Origin of the sequence: Alistipes sp. Marseille-P2263, from assembly GCF_018101075.1 — a bacterium.
Lineage (GTDB): Bacteria > Bacteroidota > Bacteroidia > Bacteroidales > Rikenellaceae > Alistipes > Alistipes dispar.
Genome location: NZ_JAGQEJ010000008.1, coordinates 46,145 through 72,284, shown reverse-complemented (window position 1 = coordinate 72,284; position 26,140 = coordinate 46,145). Strand labels below are relative to the sequence as shown.

The 26,140-nt window shown below is 65.1% G+C and carries 13 protein-coding genes; 5 read left to right on the top strand and 8 right to left on the bottom strand.

Annotated elements, in window-relative coordinates:
• Positions 1 to 36 precede the first annotated feature (36 nt).
• The 4 genes from KB554_RS10295 to KB554_RS10280 all read left to right on the top strand — a co-directional run bounded on the left by KB554_RS10295 (position 37) and on the right by KB554_RS10280 (position 8,459).
• A complete protein-coding gene (locus tag KB554_RS10295) occupies positions 37 to 756 on the top strand; it encodes a GDSL-type esterase/lipase family protein (protein ID WP_141428453.1) in 720 nt (239 codons plus the stop codon).
• Between the two features lie 82 nt (positions 757 to 838).
• Positions 839 to 2,821 carry a sialate O-acetylesterase gene (locus KB554_RS10290; protein ID WP_211035965.1) on the top strand — a complete coding sequence of 661 codons (1,983 nt, stop codon included), beginning with the start codon at positions 839 to 841 and terminating at the stop codon, positions 2,819 to 2,821.
• A gap of 210 nt (positions 2,822 to 3,031) precedes the next feature.
• Positions 3,032 to 7,060, top strand: a complete 4,029-nt coding sequence (locus tag KB554_RS10285; RefSeq protein ID WP_211035963.1) for a two-component regulator propeller domain-containing protein — start codon at positions 3,032 to 3,034, stop codon at positions 7,058 to 7,060.
• Between the two features lie 112 nt (positions 7,061 to 7,172).
• Entirely contained in the window at positions 7,173 to 8,459 is a 1,287-nt protein-coding gene (locus KB554_RS10280; protein WP_211035962.1) for an MFS transporter, read from the top strand.
• A gap of 418 nt (positions 8,460 to 8,877) precedes the next feature.
• Here KB554_RS10280 and KB554_RS10275 read toward each other — a convergent pair whose 3' ends face one another.
• The 6 genes from KB554_RS10275 to KB554_RS10250 all read right to left on the bottom strand — a co-directional run bounded on the left by KB554_RS10275 (position 8,878) and on the right by KB554_RS10250 (position 21,644).
• Complete coding sequence (locus KB554_RS10275; protein WP_211035961.1) at positions 8,878 to 10,260, bottom strand: SGNH/GDSL hydrolase family protein; 1,383 nt, start codon at positions 10,258 to 10,260, stop codon at positions 8,878 to 8,880.
• Positions 10,261 to 10,288: 28 nt separating this feature from the next.
• On the bottom strand, positions 10,289 to 12,451 hold the full coding sequence (locus KB554_RS10270; RefSeq protein WP_211035960.1) for a GH92 family glycosyl hydrolase: 2,163 nt from the start codon (positions 12,449 to 12,451) through the stop codon (positions 10,289 to 10,291).
• A 21-nt stretch (positions 12,452 to 12,472) separates the two neighbouring features.
• Entirely contained in the window at positions 12,473 to 14,800 is a 2,328-nt protein-coding gene (locus KB554_RS10265; RefSeq protein ID WP_242116337.1) for a GH92 family glycosyl hydrolase, read from the bottom strand.
• A 23-nt stretch (positions 14,801 to 14,823) separates the two neighbouring features.
• The gene (locus KB554_RS10260) at positions 14,824 to 17,193 is read right to left on the bottom strand and encodes a GH92 family glycosyl hydrolase (protein WP_211035959.1); all 2,370 of its coding nucleotides are present in this window, start codon (positions 17,191 to 17,193) and stop codon (positions 14,824 to 14,826) included.
• A 10-nt stretch (positions 17,194 to 17,203) separates the two neighbouring features.
• Complete coding sequence (locus tag KB554_RS10255) at positions 17,204 to 19,846, bottom strand: glycoside hydrolase family 38 C-terminal domain-containing protein (protein ID WP_211035958.1); 2,643 nt, start codon at positions 19,844 to 19,846, stop codon at positions 17,204 to 17,206.
• Between the two features lie 184 nt (positions 19,847 to 20,030).
• The gene (locus KB554_RS10250) at positions 20,031 to 21,644 is read right to left on the bottom strand and encodes a DUF6377 domain-containing protein (protein WP_211035957.1); all 1,614 of its coding nucleotides are present in this window, start codon (positions 21,642 to 21,644) and stop codon (positions 20,031 to 20,033) included.
• A 344-nt stretch (positions 21,645 to 21,988) separates the two neighbouring features.
• Here KB554_RS10250 and KB554_RS10245 point away from each other — a divergent pair, with 344 nt between their 5' ends.
• Positions 21,989 to 24,019, top strand: a complete 2,031-nt coding sequence (locus tag KB554_RS10245) for a glycoside hydrolase family 2 TIM barrel-domain containing protein (protein WP_211035956.1) — start codon at positions 21,989 to 21,991, stop codon at positions 24,017 to 24,019.
• Here KB554_RS10245 and KB554_RS10240 read toward each other — a convergent pair.
• Both KB554_RS10240 and ispG read right to left on the bottom strand, forming a co-directional pair.
• A complete protein-coding gene (locus KB554_RS10240; protein WP_242116338.1) occupies positions 23,940 to 24,584 on the bottom strand; it encodes a WbqC family protein in 645 nt (214 codons plus the stop codon). The genes KB554_RS10245 and KB554_RS10240 overlap by 80 nt on opposite strands.
• On the bottom strand, positions 24,539 to 26,053 hold the full coding sequence (gene ispG / locus KB554_RS10235) for a (E)-4-hydroxy-3-methylbut-2-enyl-diphosphate synthase (protein WP_211035954.1): 1,515 nt from the start codon (positions 26,051 to 26,053) through the stop codon (positions 24,539 to 24,541). The genes KB554_RS10240 and ispG overlap by 46 nt, the downstream gene beginning before the upstream one ends.
• Positions 26,054 to 26,140 lie beyond the last annotated feature (87 nt).

Sequence of the window (26,140 nt, the reverse complement as noted above, 5' to 3'; positions counted from 1 at the left end):
CCGGAGAAGATAACGGACTTAAATCAAACGACCGAAATGAAAAAACTGATTGCGACTTTCGCGCTCTGCCTCTTTGCGGCGGGCGCTTCGCGGGGGCAGAACTATTCGGACATGCTCTACCGCGACTGGGCCGGGCTGCGTGCCTTCGCCCAGGTGAACAGGAACCTGACCGTGGAACCCGAGGTGGTCTTCATGGGCAACTCCATCACCGAGGGGTGGTTCAACTACCATCCCGACTTCTTCAAGAAGAACAACTTCGCGTGCCGCGGCATCGGCGGGCAGACCTCCTCGGAGATGCTCGTGCGCTTCCGGCAGGATGTCATCGAGCTCCGTCCCCGGGTCGTGGCGATCCTCGCCGGAACGAACGACATTGCGATGAACAACGGCTATATCGCCCTGGAGAACACCTTCCAGAATATCGTGTCGATGTGCGAACTGGCCAAATTCAACGGAATCAAGGTGCTGCTCTGCTCCGTGACCCCCGCCGCCTATTTCAACTGGCGGCCGCAGGTCGAGCCGGCGAAGATCATCCCGAAGCTGAACAAGATGCTCAGGGAGTACGCCGAGGCGACCGAAGGCGTGGAGTGGGTCGATTACTTTACTCCGATGGTGGGCGAGGACAAGGCCATGCGCGCCGAGTATTCGCCCGAAGGCAGCCACCCCAACGGCGAAGGGTACAAGGTGATGGAGCGGATCGTCGTTCCGGCCATCAACAAGATCCAGGGAACGAACAAGAAATATTTCATCTACGAATAGGTCCCCGGCGCGCCTTCGCGCCGGAGGGCGGGACCGCTCCCCGGTGCGCGGCGCGCGCGACCTGGCGTCAAATTTCGAGACAATGAGAATCTGCAAACCGATTTTTCTGCTGCTGGCGGGGCTGCTGCCCCTCCGGCTGCTGGCGGACGTGAAGCTGCCCGCCATCTTTACCGACAACATGGTGCTGCAACAGCGGAGCGACGTGAAATTCTGGGGCGAGGCCGCACCGGGCCGCACCGTGCGGATCACTACTTCGTGGAACGGCCGCAGCTACGAGACCGCGGCCGATGCCTCGGGCCGCTGGACGACGGCCGTGGAGACCCCCTCGGCGGGCGGTCCCTACACGGTGACGATTTCGGACGGCAGGCCCGTCGAGCTGAAGAACGTCCTCGTCGGCGAGGTATGGATCTGCTCGGGACAGTCGAACATGGAGATGCGCGTGGCCGACCGCGTGACGAACATGGAGCGGGAGCTGAAGGAGGCCGACGGCTACCGGAACATCCGTCTGCTGCATATCGACAACTCGACCAGCCCCGCGCCGCTCGCCGACGCGAAGGTGCGCCACGGCGGCTGGCAGGTCTGCTCGGCGGAGAACGTGGCCGACTTCTCGGCGACGGGCTATTTCTTCGGCAAGGAGCTGCACCGGAACCTCGACGTGCCCGTCGGCCTGATCGAGACCTGCTGGGGCGGTACGCTGGCCGAGGCGTGGACCAGCGGCGGTGCGCTCGCGGACATCCCCTATTTCCGCAAGCGGGTCGAGAAGGTGAAGACGCTGCCCGAATCGACCGAGGCGCGCAACCGGATCTTCGTCGAGGACATGGAGGCGTGGCGCGGCGAGATGGCCCTCGTGGACCCGGCCTTCGAGAAGGGTAAGACCGGTTGGGTCGAGACGTCGTTCGACGACGCGGCCTGGCGCGAGATCGCCGCACCCGGGTTCGTGCAGGATCAGGGGCTCGACGGATTCAGCGGCTTCCTCTGGATGCGCAAGACCGTGGAGATTCCCGCGTCGTGGGCTGGCAAGGAGCTGAAGCTCGATCTGGCCGTCATCGACGACAACGACTTCACCTACTTCAACGGCGTGGAGGTCGGCCACACCGAGGGCTGTATGGCTTTCCGCAGCTATACGGTTCCGGCGTCGCTCGTCAAGGCGGGCAAGGCGACGATCGCCGTGCGCGTGATGGACACGGGCGGCAAGGGCGGCATCTACGGCGATCCGAACAGCATGGCGCTGCGCCGCTCGGATAAGGAGTTCATCCCGCTGGCCGGAGCGTGGAAGTACAAGCTCGGCCTGGGGCTGGGCGAGGCGCCCGAGCTGCCGGTCAATACCGCCACGGAGCCCAACTATCCGACGTTCCTCTACAATGCGATGATCCACCCGCTCGTGGGCTACGGCATCCGCGGCGCGATCTGGTATCAGGGCGAGGCCAACGTGGCCCGCGCCGCGCAGTACCGCGACCTGCTGCCGCTGATGATCCGCGACTGGCGCCGCCAGTGGGGCTACGACTTCCCCTTCTACATCGTCCAACTGGCCAACTACATGAAGGCGCAGGAGGGCCCCGAGGAGTCGGAGTGGGCCGAGCTGCGCGAGGCGCAGGCCGAGACGCTCAATCTGGAGAATACGGGGCTGGCCGTCATCATCGACATCGGCGAGGCGGAGGACATCCACCCGAAGAACAAGCCCGAGGTGGGGCGGCGTCTCTCGCTCATCGCCCGGGCGCAGACCTACGGCGAGCGGATCCCCTATTCGGGTCCCCTCTTCGAGTCCTACACGCTGGGCGACGGCGAGATCCGCATCCGTTTCTCGCATACGGACGGCGGACTGAAGACCGCGGACGGCGGTCCGGTCGAGGGCTTCTGGATCGCCGGCGGCGACCACCGCTTCCACGCGGCGAAGGCCGTGATCGAGGGCGACGAGGTGGTCGTATCGTCGGACGAGGTGGCCTTCCCCGTGGCCGTGCGCTACGCCTGGGCGAACAATCCCGTCTGCAACCTTTACAACGGCGCGGGGCTTCCGGCCGGACCGTTCCGCACGGACGACTGGACGAACGACGCGAAGCGTTACTGACCGTCTTTTCCCGGGGTGCGGGCGGCGCGGTCCGCACCTCCGGGCTCTTCGTGCGCCCCGGGCGCATCCATTCGCGCGCGGCACAGGATCGCGGCGGGCACGGCTCCGCCGCGATCCTCGTCTTTTCGGGCCGATTCCGTATCTTTCCGCGCCGGATGCGGGGTGCGGTTCCGGAAAAAGTCCTATCTTTGTACGCACCAGCCCGTGCGTATGACGAAAAAGCTTCTTATCCTGTTTCTGGGCGCGGCGCTCGCGGCTGCGCCGTTCGCCGGCGCAGCGATCCGCCGCGGCGCGCTCACCAACGACAACGGTTTGTCGAACAGTTCGGTGACCTGCATCTACCAGGACTCCTCGCAGCTCATGTGGTTCGGCACGTGGGACGGGCTGAACGTTTACAACGGCTCGGGGTTCCGCACCTACAAGTTCGAACCCGACAATCCGAACACGATCTCGAACAACGTGATCCGCAACATCGTCGAAGAGGCGGCGGGTATCGTCTGGGTGGCCACCGACTACGGCATCAACCGCATCGACACGCGCCGCGACCGCATCGACCGCTTCTATCCGGGATACGAACAGAGCGGTCCGGCCGGGGAGCGGGTCTTCTCGGTCGCGGCCTCTCCGGACGGGGAGGTCTTCTGTGCCGCTACGGGGTGGGGGATCGCCCGTTACGACGCCCGGACGCAGCGTCTGGCGGCGTTCAACATCCCGCATTTCAACTCCTCGGAAATACGCGGCGTCTATGCGCCCGCGCCGAACACGCTGCTGCTGCATACGGTCCGCGGCCGGCTGGTGCGGATGCGCTACGCCCTCCCGGCGGCGGGCGATCCGGAGGTGCGGGAGACGGAGGAGCTGTTCCCCGACGGGAGCGTCGAGGCGCTGTTCGAATGCCTCCGGACGATCTATGCGGCGACGGCGGATTCGACGATTTTCGCCTACGACCGCCGGACGGGCGGGGTCTCCGCGCTGGCGGAGGCTCCTCCGCCCTCGAAGGACGGCGTGTGCGCCGCGGCCGAACTGCCCGACGGGCGGCTGGTGTTCGCGTTCGGAGCCTCGGGCGCGCGGTTCTACGACCCCGTGACGCGGCGGTTTGCCGATGTGCCGGAGCTTGCGGGCGTCAATGTCCTGTCGCTGCTCAGCGGAAGCCAGCAGATCCTGTGGGCCGGGACCGACGGGCAGGGCGTTCTGGAGCTGTACGAGGACGACATCGAGTTCAACAAGACCGACAACCGGCGGATATTCGGCGGCAAGAGCAGTCCGGTCCGGGCGTTTTTCGAGGACGGCCGCGGCGACATGTATGTCGCCACGAAGGGCAACGGCATCTATGTCCTGCGGGCCGACGGTTCGCCGGGCGGGGTGTACGACCGTTCGAACGGGCTGGACAACCCGTTCGTCTATGCGCTGGCCGAGGGGTACGGGAACGACATGCTGATCGGGCACGACGGCGTGGGAATCGACGTGCTCGACTTCTCGACGGGGCGCATTTCGCCGATCGAACCGCTGGAGGGGACCCGCTTCGGATCGGTCTATGCGATCCGGCGCGATCCGGCGAACGGGATGCTCTGGCTCGGGACGAACGGCTACGGGCTGGTCGGCCTGCGGCTCGACCGCTCCGACGACGGCCGCTACACGATCCGCGAGCAGCGCATCTACGTCAATGACAAATCCGACGACACGTCGCTGGGCAACAACGTCGTCTTCTCGATCGCCCCGGCCGGCGACGGCAGGCTGTGGGTCGGTACGCGCGGCGGGGGGCTGAATCTGTTCGATCCCCGCAGCGGCCGTTTCGCCCGCTATACGACCTCTTCGGGCGACCGGCCGATCAGCAGCAACGACATACTCTCGCTCTACACGGGCCGCGACTCGACCCTCTGGGTCGGGACCGGCTACGGCCTGAACCGCCTCTGCCGCGACGCGGACGGCGGAATCGGCTTCGAACGCTACACCGAGAAGGAGGGGCTGCCGAACAACACGATACACGGCATCCTGGAGGACGATGTGGGCCTGCTGTGGCTGAGCACCAACAAGGGGCTGGCGCGCCTCGATCCCGTGTCGGGGCAGGTCGTCGGCTACTACAAGTTCAAGGCGTTGCAGAACAACGAGTTCTCCGACGGCGCCTACTACCGCGGCCGCGACGGGAAGATGTACTTCGGCGGCGTGGACGGCTTCAACCGCTTCGATCCGGACAATATCCGCATGCGGAGCTATGCGCCGCCCGTGCTCATCAATTCGTTCTCGGTCCGGCAGCGGCCGCTCTCCGATTTCCGCGCCGACAGGGAGATCGTCCTCTCGCACGGCGAGAACTTCTTCAGCATCCAGTTCTCGGCGCTGGAGTATATCCGCAACGAGAGCTGCGAGTATGCCTATATCCTCAGGGGATTCGACGACGACTGGGTCTATGCCGGAACGGACAATACGGCCGTGTTCACCAACGTGCCGCCGGGCTCCTACGAGTTCTCGGTGCGGGCGACCAACGGCGACAAGGTCTGGGGCGACCGCGTGGCGTCGCTGCGCATCCGCGTCCGGCCGCCGTGGTGGAACACGACGGGGGCCTATGTGATCTACCTGCTGCTGGCCGCCGGGGCCGTTTACGCGATCTATTTCATCGCCAACGAGCGCATCGAGCAGCGGCGGCGGCTCCTGATCGAGTCGATGACCCGCCGGCAGCAGAGCGACAGCTACGAGGCGAAGCTCCGCTTCTTCACCTCCGTCGCTCACGAGTTCTGCACGCCCCTGACGCTGATCTACGGCTCGGGCGAGCAGTTGCTGAGCAGCTACACGCTCTCGCCCGACGTCGCCCGCCACGTGCGCATCGTCAAGAACAACGCCGCGCGGATGCAGCGCCTGATCGGCGAACTGATGGACTTCCGCCGGGTGGATACGGGCCATTACGAACCGCGTTACGCCGAGGTCAATGTCTCGGAGCTGCTCTCCTCGATCGCCGACAACTTCAACGAGGTGAACGGGCAGCGCCGCATCGACCTGCGCATGTCGCTCCCCGAGGCCGACGTCGTGATCGTGAGCGACCGCGATGCGCTGGAGAAGATTCTCTACAACCTCGTCTCCAACGCCTACAAATACACGCCCGCCGGCGGCTGGATCGAAATGACGCTGCTCCGCGAACGGGGGCGGACGACGTTCCGCATCGCCAATTCGGGCAAGGGCATCAAGCCCGAGGACATCGCGAATGTCTTCAACCGGTTCGAGATTCTCGACAATTTCGAGCGTTCGGCCCACGAGGGGCGCATCATGCGCAACGGAATCGGGCTGGCGCTGGCGCAGAGTCTGGCCAAGACGCTCTCGGGCGAGATCGCGGTCGTCAGCAAGACGGGCGAAAGCACGACCTTCACGCTGTCGCTGCCCGAGGTGAGCCGCGACCGGATCGTGGGGACGGAGGCGCAGGCGGGAGCCGGCGTGCCGCTTCCCGAGGCGGAGGAGGAAACGCGGACCGAGGCGCAGCCGCACGACGAGGGGGACAGGGCCGTGATCCTGGTGGTGGACGACGAGGAGCAGATACGCGACCTGATCGGCGAGATTCTGGGCGGCGAGTACACCGTGCTGCGGGCCGCCGACGGCGTGGAGGCGATCGACATCCTCAAGCGCCGGCGTCCGGACCTGATCATCAGCGATATCAGCATGCCGAACCTCGACGGCCTCGGGCTGTTGCGCTACCTCAAGGAGAACGAAATCACGCGTTACATTCCGTTCGTCTTCCTCACGTTCAAGACCGACGTGGAGCAGGAGATACACGGCTACGAGCTGGGCGGCGAGGCGTACATCTCCAAGCCGTTCCATCCCAAGCACCTGCTGGCCGTGGTGCACCGGATTCTGACCGACCGGCAGTCGCTGCGCAACTACTACAACTCGGCGATCTCCACCTCGGACGTTTACGAGGGCAGCACGATCGACGCCGACGACAAGAAGTTCATCGTGCAGCTCACGCGGACGATCGAGGAGAACCTCGTGGACGAGAACCTGTCGCTGAACTTCCTTTGCGACAAGATGTGCGTGAGCCGCATGGGGCTTTACCGCAAGATCAAGGAGATTACGCAGATGACGCCGAGCGAGTATATCCGTTCGGTGAAGCTCAAGCACGCCACGCACCTGCTGCGGACGACCGGCATGACGATCCAGGAGATCATGTTCTGTTCGGGCTTCAACAACAAGTCCTACTTCTACCGCGAATTCGCCAAAGTGTACCGCATGTCGCCGAAGGAGATGCGCGAAAAGGAGCGCTGATCGCTCCCAAAAGCCGCTTTCCCCCGGCGGAAGATACGTTTCGGGTACAATAGTATACTCTGCGATCCCCCTCGGGGGCTATCTTTGCAGAGCAATACTACCAGCTACTGACATGAAAGAAACGACCGTCGCAGGCCCGAAAGGCGGTATCTTCAGCCGGGCCTTTTCGGAAATCAGACACTTCGGCACCTACCCGTTCAACATGCGGGTCCTGCTCCTGACGAACATGCTCTACGCATTCGTGCTGCCCGTCGTGGAGCTTTTCGTCGGCACGTATATCATGCGCAACAGTTCGGAGCTGGCCTACGTCGTGGGTTACCAGCTGGCCGTCTATACGGGCATCCCCCTTACGTTCTTTTTCAACGGATTCCTGATGCGGCACGTCCGGATCACGCACCTCTATTCGTTCGGCATGCTGCTCAGCGGCGTGTCGATGGCCGTGATGATGTCGCTCGAGACGCTCGCGCTGGGCGGAATCATCGTCGCGGGGCTTATCATGGGCCTCTCCTACGGCTTCTTCTGGGCCAACCGCGACTTCCTGGCCCTGAGTTCGACGGACGACGGCAACCGCAACTACTATTACGGTCTGGAGAGCTTCTTCAATACGGTGGCCAGCGTCGTCGTGCCGGGCATGATCGGCGCGTTTCTGGGCGCGACGGCCGATCACGGCTGGTTCGCGGGCAATATCAACTTCGCCTACAAGCTGGTGACGGTGTTCGTCTTCGTGCTGACGATCGTCGCTTCGGCGGTGGTCTGCCGCGGCCGTTTCGCCAGCCCGGCCAGGGAGCGGTTCATTTACTTCCGCTTCGACAGGCTGTGGAACAAGATGATGCGGCTGGCCGTGCTGAAGGGCATCGCGCAGGGCTACATCGTCACGGCGCCCTCGATGCTCGTGATGACGCTCGTGGGCAACGAGACGACGCTCGGGACGTTGCAGTCGATCGGCGCGCTGGTGTCGGCCGTGCTGCTCTACCTGCTGGGCCGTTTCACCTCGTCGCGTCACCGCGTGGCGATCTTCTCGGCGGGTCTGCTGCTTTTCGCGCTGGGCGGCGCCTTCAACGCCGTGCTCTACTCGGCGACGGGCGTGATCGTCTTCATGCTCTGTCTCGTGCTGGGACGCCCGCTCATGGACCTGGGTTATTTCCCGATCCAGTTGCGTGTGATCGACTACGTGAGCCGGAAGGAGAACCGCAACTCCTATGCCTATATCTTCATCCACGAATTCGCCCTCTACCTGGGCCGGTTTTTCGGTTGCGGACTCTTCATCGCATTGACCATATGTCTGTCGGATACCTTCGCGATCCGCTATGCGCTCCTCATCATCGGGGCCATCCAGCTGATCTCGATCTCGATCTCGCGGGACATCACCCAATCGCTCGACCGTCTCGAACGCAAGTAGGGACGGCCGGCGATCGCGGAGGGGACGGCGCAGCCCGCCGCCCCGATGCAAGGCAACAAGTAATTTGGTTTTGGTTGGGACGCCAGCGCCGTGAGGCAGCCGGCGTCCTTTTTTTGCGGCTTTTTTCGCGGAATCCTGCGCTTTTTTCCGGGCGGCACGCTTCGGGCGTAAGCTTTTTCTGCGCGGCGCTTTTTTTGGGGTGGTTGGCATTGTATGGACGGTTCCCGGTGTTTCTGCGGAGGGTTTTTCCGCTGTTCCCGCCGTGTCCCTCCTGGCGAGTGGAAACGGGCCGGGAACGGAGATGCGGTCGCTGCGCCGCTTCCGGACGCTTCGGGGTGCGCGTCGCTCATAAGGAAAACCCCGGAAATGCACCGTGCATTTCCGGGGTTTTCGGGGTTGTCGTCCCTGCGGGAGAGGATCAGTTCCTGTGCAGCTCGATCTTCCGCACGACGGGCTTGTTGATCCGGTAGATCTGCTCGATGAGCAGCTCCTGCTCCTTTTCGCGCGCCTCGCGGACGGCGGGGTGCATGAGCTTCGAGTAGTTCTCGCGGTGGATGCCCACCCAGCCGTTCTTGCTCTTCTCGCGGTCGAGTACCTCGACGGCGTGGCGGTCGTTGGCGTCGAGCAGCCCGTGGTCCTGGAAGAAGTCGTACTGCATCCAGGCGTAGTCGCGGAAGTTGCGCTCGATCTCCCAGCGGTACTCGTTCAGGTGCATCACGGCGAGCGCCTGCTGGTACTGCGGGGTCCATACGATTTCGGCGAGGTTGATGCCCTCGGCGAGTTCCCCGGCGCTCCACGTGCCGATCTTCTCGCCGTCGATCAGCACGGAGTAGTTGCCTTTGAGGCCCTTCACGGTGAGCATCTCGCGGTTCATCTCCTCGACGAAGGGAACCAGCTTCGCGGCATTGGCCTGTCCGCGCTTCATGCCCCAGCCGTGGGCCACGGTGTCCATCGGATAGGGCAGCGAGTTGGCCAGGTAGTCGAACGAAAGTTCGCGGCCGTATTTGCGGAGGTTCGAGATCTTGCAGTTCGCGCTTTCGAGCACCTCGCCCTTCGCGGCGTCGATGCGGATGTCGGCCACCTCCTTGCCGGCGAATCCCTGCGCCTTGAGGAAGAGGTAGGCCATCACCATGTGGCCGTCGTTGTCGGGGTGCACGCGGTCGCCGCCGGTGAGCGTGAACGACGGATCGACGGCCTGCTGCTGCCGGCCGACCTCGACCAGCGGAGCGTTGTAGTCGATGAACTCCCAGCCGTGGGCGTCGGCCGACGCCTTCTGGAACTCCACGACGCGCTGCATGACGGCGTTCTTGCCGCGCAGGGGCGTGTTGCCCTCGATACGGGCCGTCTCGTCGTAGGGCGAGCTGCCGATCATCACCACGCGCACGCCGTCGAGCCCTTCGAGGCGCTTCTCCATTTTCTTGTAGTTCTCGAAGCACTCCTTGTAGCGGGCCTCGCCGAATGCCTCGGGATTGTCGCCGTTGTACTCCATGTAGCCCGTGTCGTTCATGCCGAAGGTCACGGTCAGCACCGTCGGGCGCTTGCTGAACACGTCGCCGTCGAGGCGTTTGAACATGCCGCCGGCCGTCTCGCCGCCGATGCCCGCGTTGTACATGCGGAGGTTCATCTCCGGGAAGCGGGTCATGTAGTAGAGCCAGATGTAGGAGTGGTAGTGGCCGCCGTCGGTGATGCTGTTGCCCAGGTACACCACGCGGTCGCCGTCCTTGAACGGCGCGATCGTCTGCGCCGGGGCGGCCGTGCCCGCCAGCAGGGCGGCCGCCAGAATCCATGCGATTTTTTTCATATCCGTTTTCTTTTTTCGGGTTTTGTCGTTATTCGTAGGAGGGGGGAAGCTCGCTCTGCCCCCAGCGTCCGGCGGGTTTCGCCGACGTCGTGAACTCGAGCGTCGCGCCGTCGGAAAGCTCCTTCCAGTCGATCCATGCACGGTCGTGCGCGCGGCCGTTCACCTTCAGCCCCGTGGTGTAGATCTTCGTCTCCGAGCCGCCCGTGATCGTGAGGTCGCCGTGCTTGAGGTGCATCGTCACCCGCTCGAAGATCGGCGTGTTGAGCGTGAAGCCGCCCACGCCGGGGATCATCGGGTAGAGGCCCGAGCAGGCGAAGACGTACCATGCGCCCATCGTCCCCAGGTCGTCGTTGCCCGGAAGACCGTCGATCGCACTCGAATACTGCTCGTTGAGCGTGCGGTTGATGACCTTCGCGGTCTTGTCCGGACGGCCCACCCAGTTGTAGATCCACGGAATGTGGAAGCTCGGCTCGTTGCCCGAGGCGAACCATTCGTCGCCGTAGCCGGCGTCGAGGCGCACGAAGAACTCGTCGAGGCGCTTTTCGGCCGCGGCCTTGCCGCCGATCGTCTCGATCAGACCTCCCAGGTCGTAGGGAACCATCCAGAAGTAGTTCTTGTAGGTCGATTCGCGCCAGTCCTCGCCGAGCGATTTCCAGGAGCCGTCGGCGTTGCGCGACTGCAACCATCCGGTCTCGGGGTTGTAGAGGTTGCGCCACGAGCGGGCGTAGCCGAAATAGCGCCACGAGGCGAACTCGTCGCCTACGGCGTGCAGCGCGAACTGGCCGATGGCGAAGTCCGCGGAGGTGTATTCGAGCTGTTCGGAGGCATTCCAATACCCCTTTTCGAGGTACTGCCTGAGACCCGGGCGCTCCTCCACGCCCTGCGACGTGGCGCCGGGAACCTCGGCGTTCACGCGCATGATCCGGAAGAGGGGATAGGGGTCGTAGTCCTGCGCGCCGAAGGCCCAGGCGTTGGCGATGAGGATCGGCGTGGGGTCGCCCTGCATGACGCCGGTCTCGATGTTGGCCAGCACCCAGCGGGGGTATGCGCCGCCCGACTGTTCGGCGAAGGCGCGGTGCGACAGCACGACGTCCGACGCCACGTCGGGCGTGAGCATCGCCAGCAGCTGGATCTGCGTGCGGTAGGTGTCCCAGTTGCTGAAGGAGGTGTACTGCCGCGAGCGGGTCTTGTGGACGCGGAAATCCGCACCCATGTACTCGCCGTTCACGTCGCTGCACAGGTTCGGGTGGATCAGCGCCCGGTAGAGGTGCGTGTAGAACTGCCCGATGCGGTCGGGGTTCGTGCCTTCGACTTCGATCAGCCCCAGGCAGCGGTTCCAGGCCGCTTCGGCGGCGCTCCGCACGGCGGCGAAGTCCCACGTGTCGTTCTCGGCCCGGAGATTCTCGCGGGCGTTCTCCACCGAGACGTACGAGACGCCGATCCGGTACTGGACGTTGCGGCTCTTGCCGAGGTCGAAGGTGAAGTAAACGCCCGACGTGCTGCCCTCGGCGAAACGGCCGCCCGGCGTGAGCGTGTCGTCCTTCCAGATGCCCGTCTCGGCGGCCGGAGCGTCGAACTCGGCCACGAAGTAGATCTTGTAGGGGGTGCGGATGCCGCAGAAGTTGCCTCCTTCGGCGTATCCCTCGCAGCTCGAGGGACCCGTGACGACCACGGCCGCCTGTTCGATCGGCGTGGCGGCGATTCCGGCGCCGATGATGACCGTGCCGAACTCGTCCCCCTCGGGGTAGGTGTAGCGGGCCATGCCCGTCCGTTCGGTCACCGTGAGCTGCGCTCCGATGCGCTCCTCCACGGTGGCCTCGTAATAGCCGGCGTGTCCCCGCTCGGCGGAGATGTCCACGCGGTGGTCGAGGATGTTGCCCGGCGAGACGTCGAGCCGTCCGGGCAGGGGAACGGTCGGGAAGTTGCCCATGTGGGCGCATCCGCCGCCGCTCAGTTGGTTGATGACGAAACCGCCCCGCTTGGAGAAGTAGGTGGGGGTGAACTGCACCATGCCGAAGGGGTAGGTGGCCCCCGGATAGAGGTATCCGGAGGTCAGTCCCGCACCCTTGGTTCCGGTCAGGGTGTTCACCTTGCCGGCAAGTCCGGCGTCCGGCTGTGCGTATGCGCCGCCGGCTGCGAGCAACTGGGAGCCGGCGAGCAGCACGGCGGCGATTTTCAGGGTTTTGAACATAGTGTTGCTGTCTCTTTTTGCTTATTCGGGCCGGGAGAGCGAGAAGGGCGAAGCCTCCTTCGACGTGCAGCGGCTCTTGTTGGGCTCGGGGCCCATCTCGAAACGCATGACGCCGCCCCGGGCGATGTCTCCGTAGGTGATCCAGTTCTTCTCCAGCGGTTTGCCGTTGAGCGTGGCGGACTGGATATAGACGTTTTCGGGCGAGTTGCCGGCGGCCTCGATGGTGAACTTCCTGCCGTCCTCCATCGTGATCGTCGCCTTGCGGAAGACGGGGCTGCCGAGCACGTACTGGTCCGTGCCGGGGCATACGCTGTAGATGCCCAGCGAGCTGAGGATGTACCACGACGACATGCCGCCCTGGTCCTCGTCGCCCGGGTATCCGCGCTCGGAGGAGTTGTAGAGGCGCGAGGTGATCTGGCGCGACCAGTACTGCGTCTTCCAGGGCTGTCCGGCATAGCTGTACATGTAGATCATGTGCTGGATGGGCTGGTTGCCGTGGGCGTACTGGCCCATTTCGGCCAGCTGCATCTCCTTCATCTCGTGGATCATGCCGCCGTAGGTTCCCGGCTTGATGATGTTCGGACGGGTGAACACCGAGTCGATCTTCTGCGTGAACGTCTCGTCGCTGCCGTAGAGGTTGATCAGTCCCTGCACGTCGTGGAAGACCGACCAGTTGTAGTGCCATGCGTTGCCTTCGCAGTAGGGGCCGCCCCACTCGTAGGGATCGAACGGCGAGAGCCACGAGCCGTCCTTGAGGCGTCCGCGCATGAAGCCCGACTCGTGGTCGAAGACGTTGCGGTAGTTATACATGACGCGGGCGAAGATCTCCTCGTAGAATTTGTTGCCGGTCATGCGGGCCAGCTGCCAGGCGCAGAAGTCGTCGTAGGCGTATTCGAGCGTCTGGGCCGTCGAACCCATCGACTCGGGATAGGGGACGTAGCCCAGCTGCCAGTACTCCTTCCATCCGGCGCGGCCGTTGGCGCCGCCCCACGGGCCCTTGTTCATCGCCTCGTGGGCGTAGGCTTCGAGGGCCTTGGCCGGGTCGAACGTGCGGATGCCCTTGACCCAGGCGTCCGTCAGCAGCGAAATCGAGTGGTTGCCGAGCATGCCGCCCGTCTCGCCCGGAGCGGACCACGAGGGGAGCCAGCCGCACTGCTCCTGCGCGGCCAGCAGCGCCTGCATGTAGCGGCCCTGCATGGTGGGGTGCAGGATGTTCGTCAGCGGGAACTGCGAGCGGAACGTGTCCCAGAAGCCGTTGTCGGTGTACATGTACCCTGCGTGCACCTTGCCGTCGTAGGGGCTGTAATAGTAGGGGTTGCCCTCGGCGTCGCGCTCGTAGAACTTGCGCGAGAAGAGGTTGGCGCGGAACAGGCACGAGTAGAAGGTGCGGATCTCCTCGTCCGTGCCGCCCTCCACGTCGATGCGGCCCAGCAGGGCGTTCCACGTCGCCGCGCCGCGCTTCTTGGTCGCCTCGAGCGTCTTGTCGGCGCCCAGCTCGCGTTCGAGCGTTACGAGCGCCTGCTCGGGGCTGATGTAGGATGAGGCGGCCTTGGCCTGCACCTTCGTGCCGGGCTTGAAGCGCACGTAGGCTCCGTAGCCGTCGCCCGCGCCCTCGGTCTTGCCCGCGAAGACCTCGTCCTTGCGGTTCTCCCACGTGCCCCACTCCTCGAAGGGCTTGTCGAACTCGATGACGAAGTAGTTGCGGAAGGTCTCCGGATGGTTCACGAAGCGCTGGTTATTGACCCAGCCCGTGATGCGCCGCTTCTCGGGGTCGATCTTCACCTCGCTCTGGGCGAAGTAGCCGTCGAGCACCAGATAGGCCGCACCGCCCTTCCGGGGATAGGTGAAGCGCAGGTGCACGCCGCGCGTGGTGGGCGCCATTTCGGTCGTGATGCCGTTGTCGAGCGTCACCTTGTAGTAGTGGGGCTTGCCGATCTCGTTCGCATGGCTGAACTTCGAGGCGCGCGCCTCCTCGTCCACGACCAGCTTGCCGACCTCGGGCATGAGCGAATAGACGGCGTAGTCGCTCATCCACGGGCTGCACTGGTGGGCCTGCTGGAAGCCGCGGATCTTGTCCACGGAGTACTGGTATTTCCACCCTTCGCCGTTCGGGCCGGTCTGCGCCGACCAGGTGTGCATGGCGTAGGGCATCGCCGTGGTGGGATAGGTGTTGCCGTAGCTCAGTTCGAACCGCGAATCGGTTCCCTGGAGCGTGTTCACGTACTGCACGTAGTCGCGCTCCTGCGCCGTGGCGGCCGACAGGGCGAAGAGTGCCGCGGCGGCCGACAGGGCGAATCGCTTCAGAGGAAGCCGCTGCCGGAGTCGGCAGCATTCGTTCAGGTTTTTCATGTTGTTTGCCGGTATTGTTGGTTTTACCTTTCGGTCGGTTTGTCGATGCCCCACTGCCGGTTCGGCTCGGGGCCCATGTAGAGTTCGAGCGTGCCGCCCGCGGCGATCTGCGCGAAGTCGATGTGCGAGGCCGCGAGCTCTTCGCCGTTCAGCACGGCGCGCTGGATGTAGATGTTCTCGGGCGAGTTGTCGTGCGCCACGACGGCGAACGTTCCGCCCTGCGCGTAGCGGGGGTCGAGTCTGAATTCGATGCGGTCGAACACGGGGCTGGTGATCTCCATGCGCGTGTCGCCCGGGCAGGCGGGATGGATGCCCGCCGCGGCGAGCACGTACCAGGCCGACATCTGGCCGGCGTCCTCGTTGCCCACGATGCCCTCGACCTTGTCGGCGTAGGCCTGGCGGCAGATGAAGCGCGTCCAGCGCTGCGTGGACCACGGCTCGCCCAGCCGGTTGAAGAGGAACGGCACGAGGTGCACGGGTTCGTTGGCGTGGTTGTAGTAGGCGTTCCAGTGCATGTCCGCGGGGGCCTTCTCGAAGAATTCGTTCAGGTCGGCCAGCACGGCCTCGCGGCCGCCCATCAGCTCCACCATGCCTTCGACGTCGTGCGGCACGAACCATCCCTGCTGGTAGGGGGTCGATTCGATGCAGCCGTACCACTCCGTCGTGCGGGCGTTCTCCGGCCACGGGGCCCACGAACCGTCGGCGCGGCGCGGACGGAACCAGCCCTTCTCCCTGTCGAAGATGTTGCGGTAGGCCCGGCTCTTCTGCGCGAAGGCCTTCGCGTCCTCCGTCTTGCCGAGCCGTGCGGCCAACTGCGAGACGCACCAGTCGGTGTAGGCGTATTCGAGCGTGTGGGAAATGCAGAGGTCCGAGGGGGTGTAGCCCAGCGAGTCGTTGCCGAACAGGCGCGAGGTATTGACCGCGTAGCGGTAGGCGCGTTCGACGTCGTAGCCCCGGATGCCCTTGGCATAGGCGTCGGCGAGCACCGACAGCGCCGGGTTGCCGAGCATGCAGCCCGAGTAGGCGTTCACGATCTCCCACCGTTCGAAGTACTCCCGACCGCTCTCCTGGGCCATCGTCGTCAGCGAGGCGAGCAGGTCGTCCACCAGTTCGGGGTTGATGATCGTCTGCAACGGCATCTGGCTGCGGAAGACGTCCCATCCGCTGAACACGGTCCGCTTGGTGAAGCGGCCTTCGGTCGAACGGGGCTTGCCGTCGGCGCCCATGTAGCGGCCGTCGGTGTCGGTGTAGATGCGCGGGTCGATCATCGTATGGTAGAGCGCCGTGTAGAAGATCGTCTTCTCCTCGTCCGTGCCGCCCTCGATGCGGATGCGGTTCAGTTCGCGGTTCCACTGCGCATAGGCCTCGCCGGCCACCTCGTCGAAGGTTTTCGAGGCGATCTCCGCCTCGAAGTTTTTGCGCGCTCCCTCCATGTCCACGAACGAGATGCCCGCCTTGAACTCCACCTGCTGCCCTTCGCGGGTCGGGAATTCGGTGTAGAAACCGATGTGCTTGCCCTCGATCTGCCGTTCGCCGGTGACGACCGGGGCCTGGGCGACGCGTTGCAGGTAGGGGATGCTCACCACCTCGTCCTTCTTGCGTACCCAGGTGTCGGGGATGTCGGCGCTCCAGAAGCCGTGCTGCCGCATCGGTTCGCTCAACTGCGCATAGAAGTAGATCGTGTAGTCGGCGTGTCCCTCGCCGTTGCCCCAGCCGCCCGTGGCCGGGGTGCACTTCATCCATCCGGCGATCGTGCGGTCGTCGATCACCTCGACGTACTGCCGCTCCGAAGTGCCGCCCACGCGGCGCGCCAGGTCGATCTGGATGCGCGAGAGGTCGTTCTCGGGGAAGGTGAAGCGCAGGATGCCGCAGTGGGGCGTGGCCGAGCTTTCGACCCGGATGCCGTAGTCCGTCAGGTCGGCCGCGTAGTAACCCGCACGGGCCGTTTCGGTGGTTTTGTCGTAGTGCGAGCGGTAGCCGGCGATCGAGCCGTCCTCCTTGCCCGCGATCTTTTGCAGCGGGCCCGTGGTGGGCATGACGAGCAGGTTGCCCAGCTCGCCGAACCATCCCACGCCGTTCATCTGCGTGAAGGCGAAGCCTTCGATCGTGGTGTGTTCGTAACTGTATCCGGGGCTGTTGTCGCCGCCCGTGATGGTGTTCGGGCTGACCTGCACCATGCCGAAGGGCGTCGTGGCCCCCGGGAAGGTCTTGCCCAGACCGTGATAGACGCCTGCGGCGGCTGTGCTGGTGCTCGCGCCGATGAAGGGGTTCACGTAACGGGCCGCGTCGAATCCTTCGGCGGCAGCGCCCTCCCGGGCGCAGCAGCCGGTGAGCCCCGCCGCCGGGGCCGCCAGTGCGAAAAGCAGAGTCGCTTGGGTGAGGTAGTTATGCATGGGATGACTGTTATTTGGTCAGACGGAAGGTTTTCAGGCCGAAGCGGGGCATGGCGACCCGGACTTCGGTCTCGCCGTCCCGCACGACGGCGTCGCATCTGCCCGTCGTGCGGCCGTTGAGGTCGATCTCCTCGATCTTCGACACGGGGAAGCCGAACCGCACGGTCTGCGGCGTTTTGTCGCCCGAGGCGTTGAACAGGCGCACGATGACGCTTCCCTCCTGGGGATAGGCGGCCGACAGCTCGTAACCGCTTCCGGCGACGTCGATGAGCGAGGCGCTTCCGGCGGCCGTGTTCCCGGCGTCGCAGAGCAGCGGCTCGTTCCAGCGGAGGCTCTCCTCGTGGACGCCCGCCTCGTCCCATGTTCCGTCGTGGGCCGCCACGGCGAAGCGGATGTGCGTCGGACGGTCGATCGGGTAGTCGCGGCCCCACAGCCCGCCGCCGGAGTACTGCACCGTCAGTCCGAGCGGCGAACCGCCGCCGTAGATATAGGAGGTGGTGTGGTCGGTCAGCAGGGCCAGTCCGTAGCCGCCGTCGCGCTCCGCGAGGTCGGCCCAGTGGAGCAGGATGTCGTGTTTGATGTTGTCCCACGTCGAGAAGCGGGTGTCCTTCAGGCGGCTTTTGCAGACGTCGAACGGCGCGTCCTTATAAAGTTCGGGGGCGTCGAGCGCCACCGGGAAGTAAACGTTGAGCTTGTAGCGGCTGTCGTAGAAGGCACGGCGGTTCTTGTTGAAGGCGTCCTTCTGGGCGAATTCGCCGATGCCGACGTTGTGTTTCCAGTCGATCCGCAGGTCGAAGTCGATCTTGCGGTCGCCCTTGCGGAGCGTGATCGTCTCGGTGAAGGGGTGCGATGCGATGGCGCCGCGGATGCGGATGCGCTTCTCCAGGTCGTTGTCGCAGAGGACCGAGACCTCGGCCGGTGTTTCAGTCGAGGAGCGGAAGCGCCCCTCCTCGTAGAAGTGGCCCCGCAGTTCGCCCAGCGCGTAGTCGCTGCCGGCGTCGGCATATTCCCTGCCGCCGAGGTGCTTGGCCACGAGGCTCGTGACGATGCCGCCGCGTGCGGGGTCGATCTCGAGGCGGTACATGTCGTTTTCGACGACGATGCGGCCCTCCGTCGCGGCGTGCGGCGCGGTCTGCGCTCCCTTCTGCGGACGGCCTTCCCGGACGGTGTAGGTCGTGTAGCCGAAGGCGGGAACCTCGGCCTCGAAGAGCAGGCTCTTCGTCCCGTCCGAGGTCGTGAGGACGCTGCCGACCTTCTTCCCGCGGATGTCCCGCACGACGGCCCCCTCCGCGTCGAATCCTTCGGGCAGCGCGGCGCGGACCACCTCGCGGCGCGGCGTGCCGAGCGTGTTGCAGACCCTTATGCCGAACTCCTTCCTGCCGTTTCCGGCCGCAGCGAGGCTCCCCTCGGCCGCGGCGACGATGCCGGCGCAGATCGAATCGGTGGCCGCCGTCCAGCGGTGGATGTGGTCGGCCCAGGTCCCTTTGCCGTGCAGGCCGTTGTAGGGTACGATCCACGAATCGTGGTGCTGGGCGAGCATCAGCGTCCGCCACGCCTCGTCCATGTCGCCCTGTTTGTACAGGTAGCCGTTCGAGAGGTTGGCGATGGCGCCCATCTTCTCGGCCGTCGAGAGGCTGTTCTCGGCGCGGCGCACTTCGCGGGCGATGCGCTGCATGACCTGGCTGCCCCACATGAGGCTGACGTGCATGTCCTCCTGCGGGAATCGGTAGTCGTCCGTGGTGCGGCCCTCGGAGATGCGTTCGAAGTATTCGCGCCAGGTGACGTAGATCGAGTTGTTGCGGATCGAGTCGCCCGAACCGATCCAGGGCCCGTAGCGCCATCCGGCGTCCTGGTAGCACATGCCTACCGGATGGGCGATGTCCTGCCGGATGCAGGCCTCGATGTAGGGTGTCTCGTTGCCCCAGGCCGTCGTCTGCCAGACGGAGTTGGGCTGCAACTCTTCGCAGGCGTAGCGCGGGGAGGTGAGGATCGACGTGCCGTCGGGAGCGGTCCAGTTCACCAGTTCGCCGCCGTAGGGGGCCGTGTAGCCGCCCCAGCAGGTGTTCGGGCACTTGAGCGAGGCGTATTTGAAGCCGAAGAGCCTGAGAATCTGCGGCAGGCTGCTCGTGAAGCACGGTTCCTCGACCGAATAGGTGACGAACTCCACGTCGGGGAAGTGGCTGCGGATCTTCCGGATGCCGTAGGCGAACTGCCGGATGATGCTCTCGCCCGAGATGTTGTAGCAGTAGGGCTGGGCGTAGGTCGGGTTGGTGAATTCGATGCGCGGATCGGCGGCGATGCGTTTGAAGCGGGCGTAGTCGGCCGGCGTGCGCAGCGCCACGGTGTCCCACGTTTCGGGCTCGATCTCCAGTCCGATGCGCCACTCGGGATGCGCCTCCAGCTCATCGACGATGAAGCGCGTCTTCCACTCGACGGGATAGTGCCCGTAGATGCCTCCGTGGTACCCGTCCACGAAATAGACGGGCCGCCGTTCCTGTGCGGCGGCGGACGCGACGGGCGAGAGGGTCAGCAGAAGCAGACCGAGCAGCGCTCTCTTTCCGGTGTTCGGGATCGTGTGCGTGGCCGGGATTCCGGCGCGATGGCCGCAGAGGCGGGCGCGGAGCCGTGATACTCCGTTGCAGAATGGTTTCATGGTGTCAGCAGTTGGTTCGTAGATTCCGGGATTCCGCAGGAATCCGCTACTACAAAGAAACTGAATAAACCGCAAACCGTCATGCCCGCCGCGGGGCGAAGTAGATCGGAAAGTAAGTGCGTTGTACGACTATGCGGCTATTTTACAGCGTATTGTCGTTTCCGTACACCTCCGTTTTGGTAAATCACATTGAATCGCTCGCAAAGGTGTTCTGACCCAGTTTCCGCACCTCTTCCTCGAAATGCTCGATGCCGGGCTGCGCCTTGCTCTTGATTTTGCTCTTGTAGTTGTAAACCGTCTGGAGCGAGCAGCGCAGGAATTCCGCGATCTGGTTCACGTTCGTCAGTCCGAGCCGCATGAGGGCGAAGATGCGCAGCTCGGTGTTGAGTCTCCCTTCGGTCGTCTCGTAACGGGCCTCGGGCCTGAGCAGTTCGTTGAACTCCTCCACGAACGACGGGTAGAGTTTCAGGAACGCCTCGTCGAACTCGGCGTACAGCTCGTCGAACTCCCGGTCCTGCTCCTTCGGCGGAATCTTGAGCCGGTCGATCTGGCCGCTGCGCAGCTTGTGGCTGACGTCCTTGCGGTAGGCGCAGAGCTTGTTGATATAGAGGGCGCACCGGTTCATGAAGTAGCCGATGTATTTCTCCTTGACGACGTTCGCCTCGTTGAGGCTCCGGTTCAGCTCCGAGAGCTGGCCGTTCATCTCCTGAAGGTTGCGCCGTGCCCGCGAGACCATGCGCATCTGGATTCCGATGACGGCGAGCGCCCCGGCCAGCAGGGCGATGAAGACGCTCAGCAGAATGGTCGAGCGGCGCAGGTTCCGCCGCTGCGTCTCGATGCGGTCGAGGTAGTTGCTCTCGATGATGGGCTGCACGCGGGCGATGACCGAATTCTTGACGCGCGAGTTGTAGAAGTTGGCGTCGCTGAGCGCCGAGGAGATGTAGTTGTACGACCGTTCGATGTCGCCCTGTTCGAAGAGGTTCGTGGCCAGCGTGAGCAGCGCCTCGTTCTCCTTGACCGCCAGCCGCGTGTCGGTCAGGGCCGCCAGCTTCAGGAAACGGTTCTCCCGCTCCCGGTCGCCGGCTTCGCGGTAGAGTTTGGCCAGGCTCATCGCCGCCATGGCGTAGCTGTGCGTGTCGGGCGTCTGTCCGCGGTAGATTTCCGTGAGGATCCTTTCGGCCTCCTCCAGTCTCCCGTCGGCCTGCAACTGGAAGGCTTTCTCCTTGAGGTACATTTCGGAGTCTTCGGGCAGCAGCGACATGACCGTGTCGCGCAGCGCCCGGATCTGGGCGGCGTAATCCGCGCCGAGCGCCTCGTCGCCGGTGTAGCGCGTCAGGTTTTCGTAGTAGCGGATGCGGGTCCAGCAGTAGGAGAGCTTCTGGTCCGCGGTCAGCGCCCCGAAGTCGATGGCGCGGAGCAGGTCGGAAGCCTGCACGAACAGCCCCGAGAGGGAATAGACGAAGGCCAGCCGCAGGCGGCTTTCGGTCCGCAGCCGCTCGTCGCCCAGCGTTTCGGCGATGCGGAGGTTGTCGTGGATGTAACTCGTGGCCGAGTCGCAGACGAACGACGTGTAGTTGTCGATGATCTCGTCGTTGATCCGGTAGCGGTCCCGGAGCGACTCCTGCGCGTCCCGCCGCTGTTTCAGCTCGCGGAGCAGCTCCTCCTTGCGGGCCGTGCGGAGACTCCGTTCCGCGATGGCGCGGTCGAGCGTCCGGAGCAGCGAATCCGGTTCGTTCCCGGCGCGGGCCGCCGGGGTCAGCGACAGCAGCGCGATAAGCAGAAGCAGGTATCGTCTCATGTATGCGTGGCGGATGCGCAGCCCGTGCCGTACGGGGCGTTCCCCGACAAATATACGGAAAAAAGATGAATTGCGAAAAAAGGAACGGAAAATGCACACCGCCGTGCGGTCGGCGGGAGCGGGCCGCGGCGAACCGGGGCGGGACGCCTCCCGGGAACGGAGCGTGCGGAAGGACGGTTGCTTTTCTTCGGTATTTGTATTACCTTTGTTCCGGGAGGGGCCCTGCACGCCGCCCGGGCGGGATGCGCCGGAGCGCCCGTGCGGGTTCCGGCGGCGCTTCCGGAAAGCCGGCGTTCCGGACCGCACGGACGGATTCCGTCCCGATTTAAAAAAACTGTTCCGCCATGAAACGAATCTTTGCGACTTTGCTGTTCGTCTTCGCCGCCTGTGCGGCCGGGGCGCGCGAGGTGTATCCGCTCAACGAAGGGTGGCGTTTCTTCTTCAAGTCGGAGAACACGAGCGACAACGCCCGCCATGTCACGTTGCCGCACACCTGGAACACCGATCCCCGCTCGGCGGGGGGCTGGCTCGAAACGACGGGCAACTACCAGAACGATATTTACATTCCCGGGGAGTGGGCTTCGCGGCGGCTGTTCGTGAAGTTCTACGGCGCGCAGTCGGTGGCCGACCTGTTCGTCAATGGCCGCCATGCGGGTACGCACCGCGGAGGGGCCGCGGCCTTCGCGTTCGAGATCACGGACTACGTCCGCTTCGGGGAGGACAACGCGCTGCTGGTGGTCGTCAGCAACGGCGTCCGGGACGACGTGCTGCCCACCTCGACCGACATGAACCTCTATGGCGGCATCTACCGCGACGTGGAGCTCGTCGTGACCGGCCGGACGGCCGTGTCGCCCCTCTACCTCGGCTCGGACGGCGTGCTCGTCCATCCGCAGGCGGTCGATTCGCTCTCCGTTTCGGGCGAGGCCGAAATCCACCTCGTCTCGAAGGAGGGGAACGCCTGCATGGTGACGCTCGACATCGCCGCGCCCGACGGACGGCCGGTCTTCTCGAAGCGGCAGCGCGCACGGCTCGACGGCAAACCGGTCGTCGTGCCCTTCGCTTTCGGGGAGCCGGAGCTGTGGAGCCCCGAATCGCCGTCGCTCTACACCGTCACGGCTTCGATCGGCGAGGACAGTATCACGGACCGCGTTTCGGTCCGCACGGGATTCCGCTCGATCGTAGCGACACCCTCGGGCGGGCTGCGGATCAACGGCCGCCGGATTCCCGTGCGCGGCGTCACGCTCTACCACGACAACGCCTCCTCGGGCGGCGCGCTCACGCCGGAGGACGGCGAGGCCGATCTGGCCGTGCTGCGCGACCTGGGGGCCAACGCCCTGCGTTCGGCCGTGATGCCCCATTCGCAGCGTTTTTACGACCGCTGCGACGAACGGGGGATTCTGGTGTGGGTCGATACGCCGCTGCAAAGCGCCCCCTTCCTGGGCGACATAGCCTACTATGCCACGCCGCAGTTCGAAGAGAACGGACTGGAACAGTTGCGGGAGATCGTCGCGCAGAACATCAACCACCCGTCGGTGGCGATGTGGGGAATCTTCTCGTGCCTCCGGCCCCGGGGCGACGACGTGGTCCCCTACCTCCGGCGGCTCGTCGGCACGGCCCGTGCGATGGATCCTTCGCGGCCGACGGTGGCGTGCAGCGACCAGAACGGGAATATCAATTTCGTCTCGGACCTGATCGTCTGGCGGCAGAACGTGGGCTGGCGGAAGGGTTCGACGGACGATGTGGCCGTCTGGCGCGACCAGATGCGCAAGAACTGGTCCCACCTGCGTTCGGGTGTCGCCTACGGGGGCAGCGGGTTCATCGGCCACAAGAGCTACACGGCGCAGGCCGAACCCCGCTCGAACTGGATGCCCGAGGAGAAGCAGACGCGCTTCCACGAGGAGTACGCCCGCAACCTGCAAGGGGATTCGCTCTTCTGGGGCGTGTGGATCGACAACCTGTTCGATTACGGCTCCGCGCGGCGCCCCTACGGCGTGAACGGCTCGGGGCTCGTGACGCTCGACCGCCGCGACCGGAAGGACGCCTACTACCTCTACCGGGCGCTCTGGAACGCCGAGTCCCCGACGCTCTATATCGCCGACAAGCACCGGCGGCTGCGCGACGTGCCGCGGCAGGCGTTCCGCATCTACTCCTCGGCCGGGGTTCCCGTGCTGACGGTGGGGGCCGACACGGTGGCCGTCACCGAGTACGCCGCCTGCCAGTACCGGTCCGATTCGGTGGACGTGTCGGGTCTCGTGGAGGTGAAGGCCGTCGCCGGGCCGCTGCGCGACAGCGTGTCTATTCTGGTCGGCAACGTGCTAAAACCGAAGCGGCTGCAGGTCCCTCTGCGAAAAGCAGGTCCGCGAACGACAAATTAGCTTCGAAGGGCATCCGGTCGGAGAATACCTGGACATAGGGCTCGGCGGCGAACGCCGGGCCCTCTCTGCGTTTGGGCCGCAGATCCCGGTCGCCGGGCGCGGCCTCGACGTAACGCTCGGAGACCTCCGGCATCGGGATGTGCGCCAGCGAGCAGAGCAGCTCGGTGAGTTGCAGGTCGTAGTCGGCCAGGAAGGCGTATTCGCGGCGGTAGAACGGTTCGAACCGCCGGGCGTAGTGGTCGAAGTAGGGCGAGGATTTGTAGGAGGCCGTGAGTGCGCCCCAGTGCTGGTGCTGCCAGCGTTTCGAGTAGTCGAGGCGCATGTCGCGCATCGGCTGGCGGGGGCGGTCGGCATGGCGGACGTGGGCGGTGAGTTCCATCGCGCCGTCCGTGGCGAGGATCCGCGCGCGGTTGCGCTCCGAGCGTTTGACGAAGTGTTCGCCCAGATCGACGACGCACCCGCCCTGCGCCAGATGCCAGAAGTACTCCACCGAGGGGAGGTATGCCGCCGGAAGGATCGTCATGCCCGTGCCGCGCCGCGGGGTCCGGCGTCGGGTTCCGTCCATTCCCCGTTCCGTTTGATGAGTTCCACGAGGCGGTCGAGCGCCTCTTCCTGCGGGATGTCGCGTTCGACGACCTCGCGCCCCTTGTAGAGGGTGATGCGCCCGGGTCCCGCGCCTACATAGCCGTAGTCGGCGTCGGCCATCTCGCCCGGGCCGTTTACGATGCAGCCCATGACGCCGATGCGGAGGTTCTTGAGGTGCGACGTGCGGGCCTTGATTCCGGCGAGCGTCTTTTCGATGTCGTAGAGCGTGCGGCCGCAGCTCGGGCAGGCGATGTATTCGGTGCGGGAGAAGCGCACGCGCGCCGCCTGGAGGATCATCAGCTCGATGTCGTGCAGCTCGCGGTCCGTATGGCCCGGAGCGTCGATCCGGATGCCGTCGGCCAGCCCGTCGAGCAGCAGCGGCCCCAGGTCGGCCGCGGCCTTCACGGCCAGCGTTTCGAGGTCCTTCTCGTCGTAGCGGCACGCCACCATGACCGGTGCGTCGGCGGGTTCGAGGTCGAGGATCGCGGCCCGCAGTTCGGCCGTCGGGTTGCCCGAGCGGGCCTCGAGGATGCGGAAGCCGTCGTGCGGCTCGTCGTGGACGACGGGAACCGCCACCCGCGAACGACGGCGGTATTCGGTCGGGGAGTAGCGTTCGGGATGCCGCACGGGGAAGATGCCCGGGCGGTCGGCGAAGTGGCGGACGAGCAGTTGCGCCACGGGAATTTCGTGCTCCGGGGCCTCGGTGAGCGACACGCGGATCGTGTCGCCGATGCCGTCGGCCAGCAGGGCGCCGATGCCTACGGCGCTCTTGATGCGCCCCTCCAGTCCGTTTCCGGCCTCCGTGACGCCCAGATGGATCGGGTAGCGCATTCCCTCGGCCTCCATCGCTTCGACCAGCAGCCGGTAGGCGGCCACCATGACGCGCGTGTTGCTCGACTTCATCGAGACCGTCACCTGGTCGAACTCCTTCGCGCGGCAGATGCGCAGAAACTCCATCGCCGAGACGACCATGCCCTGCGGCGTGTCGCCCCACCGGTCGAACACCCGTTTCGCGAGCGAGCCGTGGTTCACGCCGATGCGCAGCGCCACGCCCCGGGCGCGGCACGTGTCGATGAGCGCCTCGAACTGGCCGCGGTCGTTGCGGTAGTTGCCCGGGTTGATGCGCACCTTGTCCACGTATTGCGCGGCGACGGCGGCCACCTCGGGCGTGAAATGGATGTCGGCCACCACGGCCGCCGTGCATCCGTCGGCCCGCAACTGCCGGACGATTTCGCGGAGGTTCTCGCCTTCGCGGCGGCCCTGCGCCGTGAGGCGCACGATGTGTCCGCCGGCGCGGTCGATCCGTTCGATCTGGGCCACGCTCGCGGCCGTGTCGTTGGTGTCGGTGTTGGTCATCGACTGCACGGCGACGGGGTGTCCGCCGCCGATGGTCACGCCGCCGATGCGCACTTCGCACGCCGGGCGGCGCATGAATTTCTCGAGATTCATCGCTTGTCGTTTTCGGGACCTTCCCGCGCCGGGGCGGAGAGAGGTCCCTGCAAAGATAATATAAAAATAGCAGACCGCAGCTATTGC

Bases quoted from the DNA above. Each gene is read 5' to 3' on its own strand.
- KB554_RS10250 (WP_211035957.1), bottom strand. From the start codon at position 21,644: ATGAGACGATACCTGCTTCTGCTTATCGCGCTGCTGTCGCTGACCCCG.
- ispG (WP_211035954.1), bottom strand. From the start codon at position 26,053: ATGAATCTCGAGAAATTCATGCGCCGCCCGGCGTGCGAAGTGCGCATC.
- KB554_RS10280 (WP_211035962.1), top strand. From the start codon at position 7,173: ATGAAAGAAACGACCGTCGCAGGCCCGAAAGGCGGTATCTTCAGCCGG.
- KB554_RS10255 (WP_211035958.1), bottom strand. From the start codon at position 19,846: ATGAAACCATTCTGCAACGGAGTATCACGGCTCCGCGCCCGCCTCTGC.
- KB554_RS10265 (WP_242116337.1), bottom strand. From the start codon at position 14,800: ATGAAAAACCTGAACGAATGCTGCCGACTCCGGCAGCGGCTTCCTCTG.
- KB554_RS10240 (WP_242116338.1), bottom strand. From the start codon at position 24,584: ATGGACGGAACCCGACGCCGGACCCCGCGGCGCGGCACGGGCATGACG.
- KB554_RS10260 (WP_211035959.1), bottom strand. From the start codon at position 17,193: ATGCATAACTACCTCACCCAAGCGACTCTGCTTTTCGCACTGGCGGCC.
- KB554_RS10290 (WP_211035965.1), top strand. From the start codon at position 839: ATGAGAATCTGCAAACCGATTTTTCTGCTGCTGGCGGGGCTGCTGCCC.
- KB554_RS10285 (WP_211035963.1), top strand. From the start codon at position 3,032: ATGACGAAAAAGCTTCTTATCCTGTTTCTGGGCGCGGCGCTCGCGGCT.
- KB554_RS10295 (WP_141428453.1), top strand. From the start codon at position 37: ATGAAAAAACTGATTGCGACTTTCGCGCTCTGCCTCTTTGCGGCGGGC.
- KB554_RS10245 (WP_211035956.1), top strand. From the start codon at position 21,989: ATGAAACGAATCTTTGCGACTTTGCTGTTCGTCTTCGCCGCCTGTGCG.
- KB554_RS10270 (WP_211035960.1), bottom strand. From the start codon at position 12,451: ATGTTCAAAACCCTGAAAATCGCCGCCGTGCTGCTCGCCGGCTCCCAG.
- KB554_RS10275 (WP_211035961.1), bottom strand. From the start codon at position 10,260: ATGAAAAAAATCGCATGGATTCTGGCGGCCGCCCTGCTGGCGGGCACG.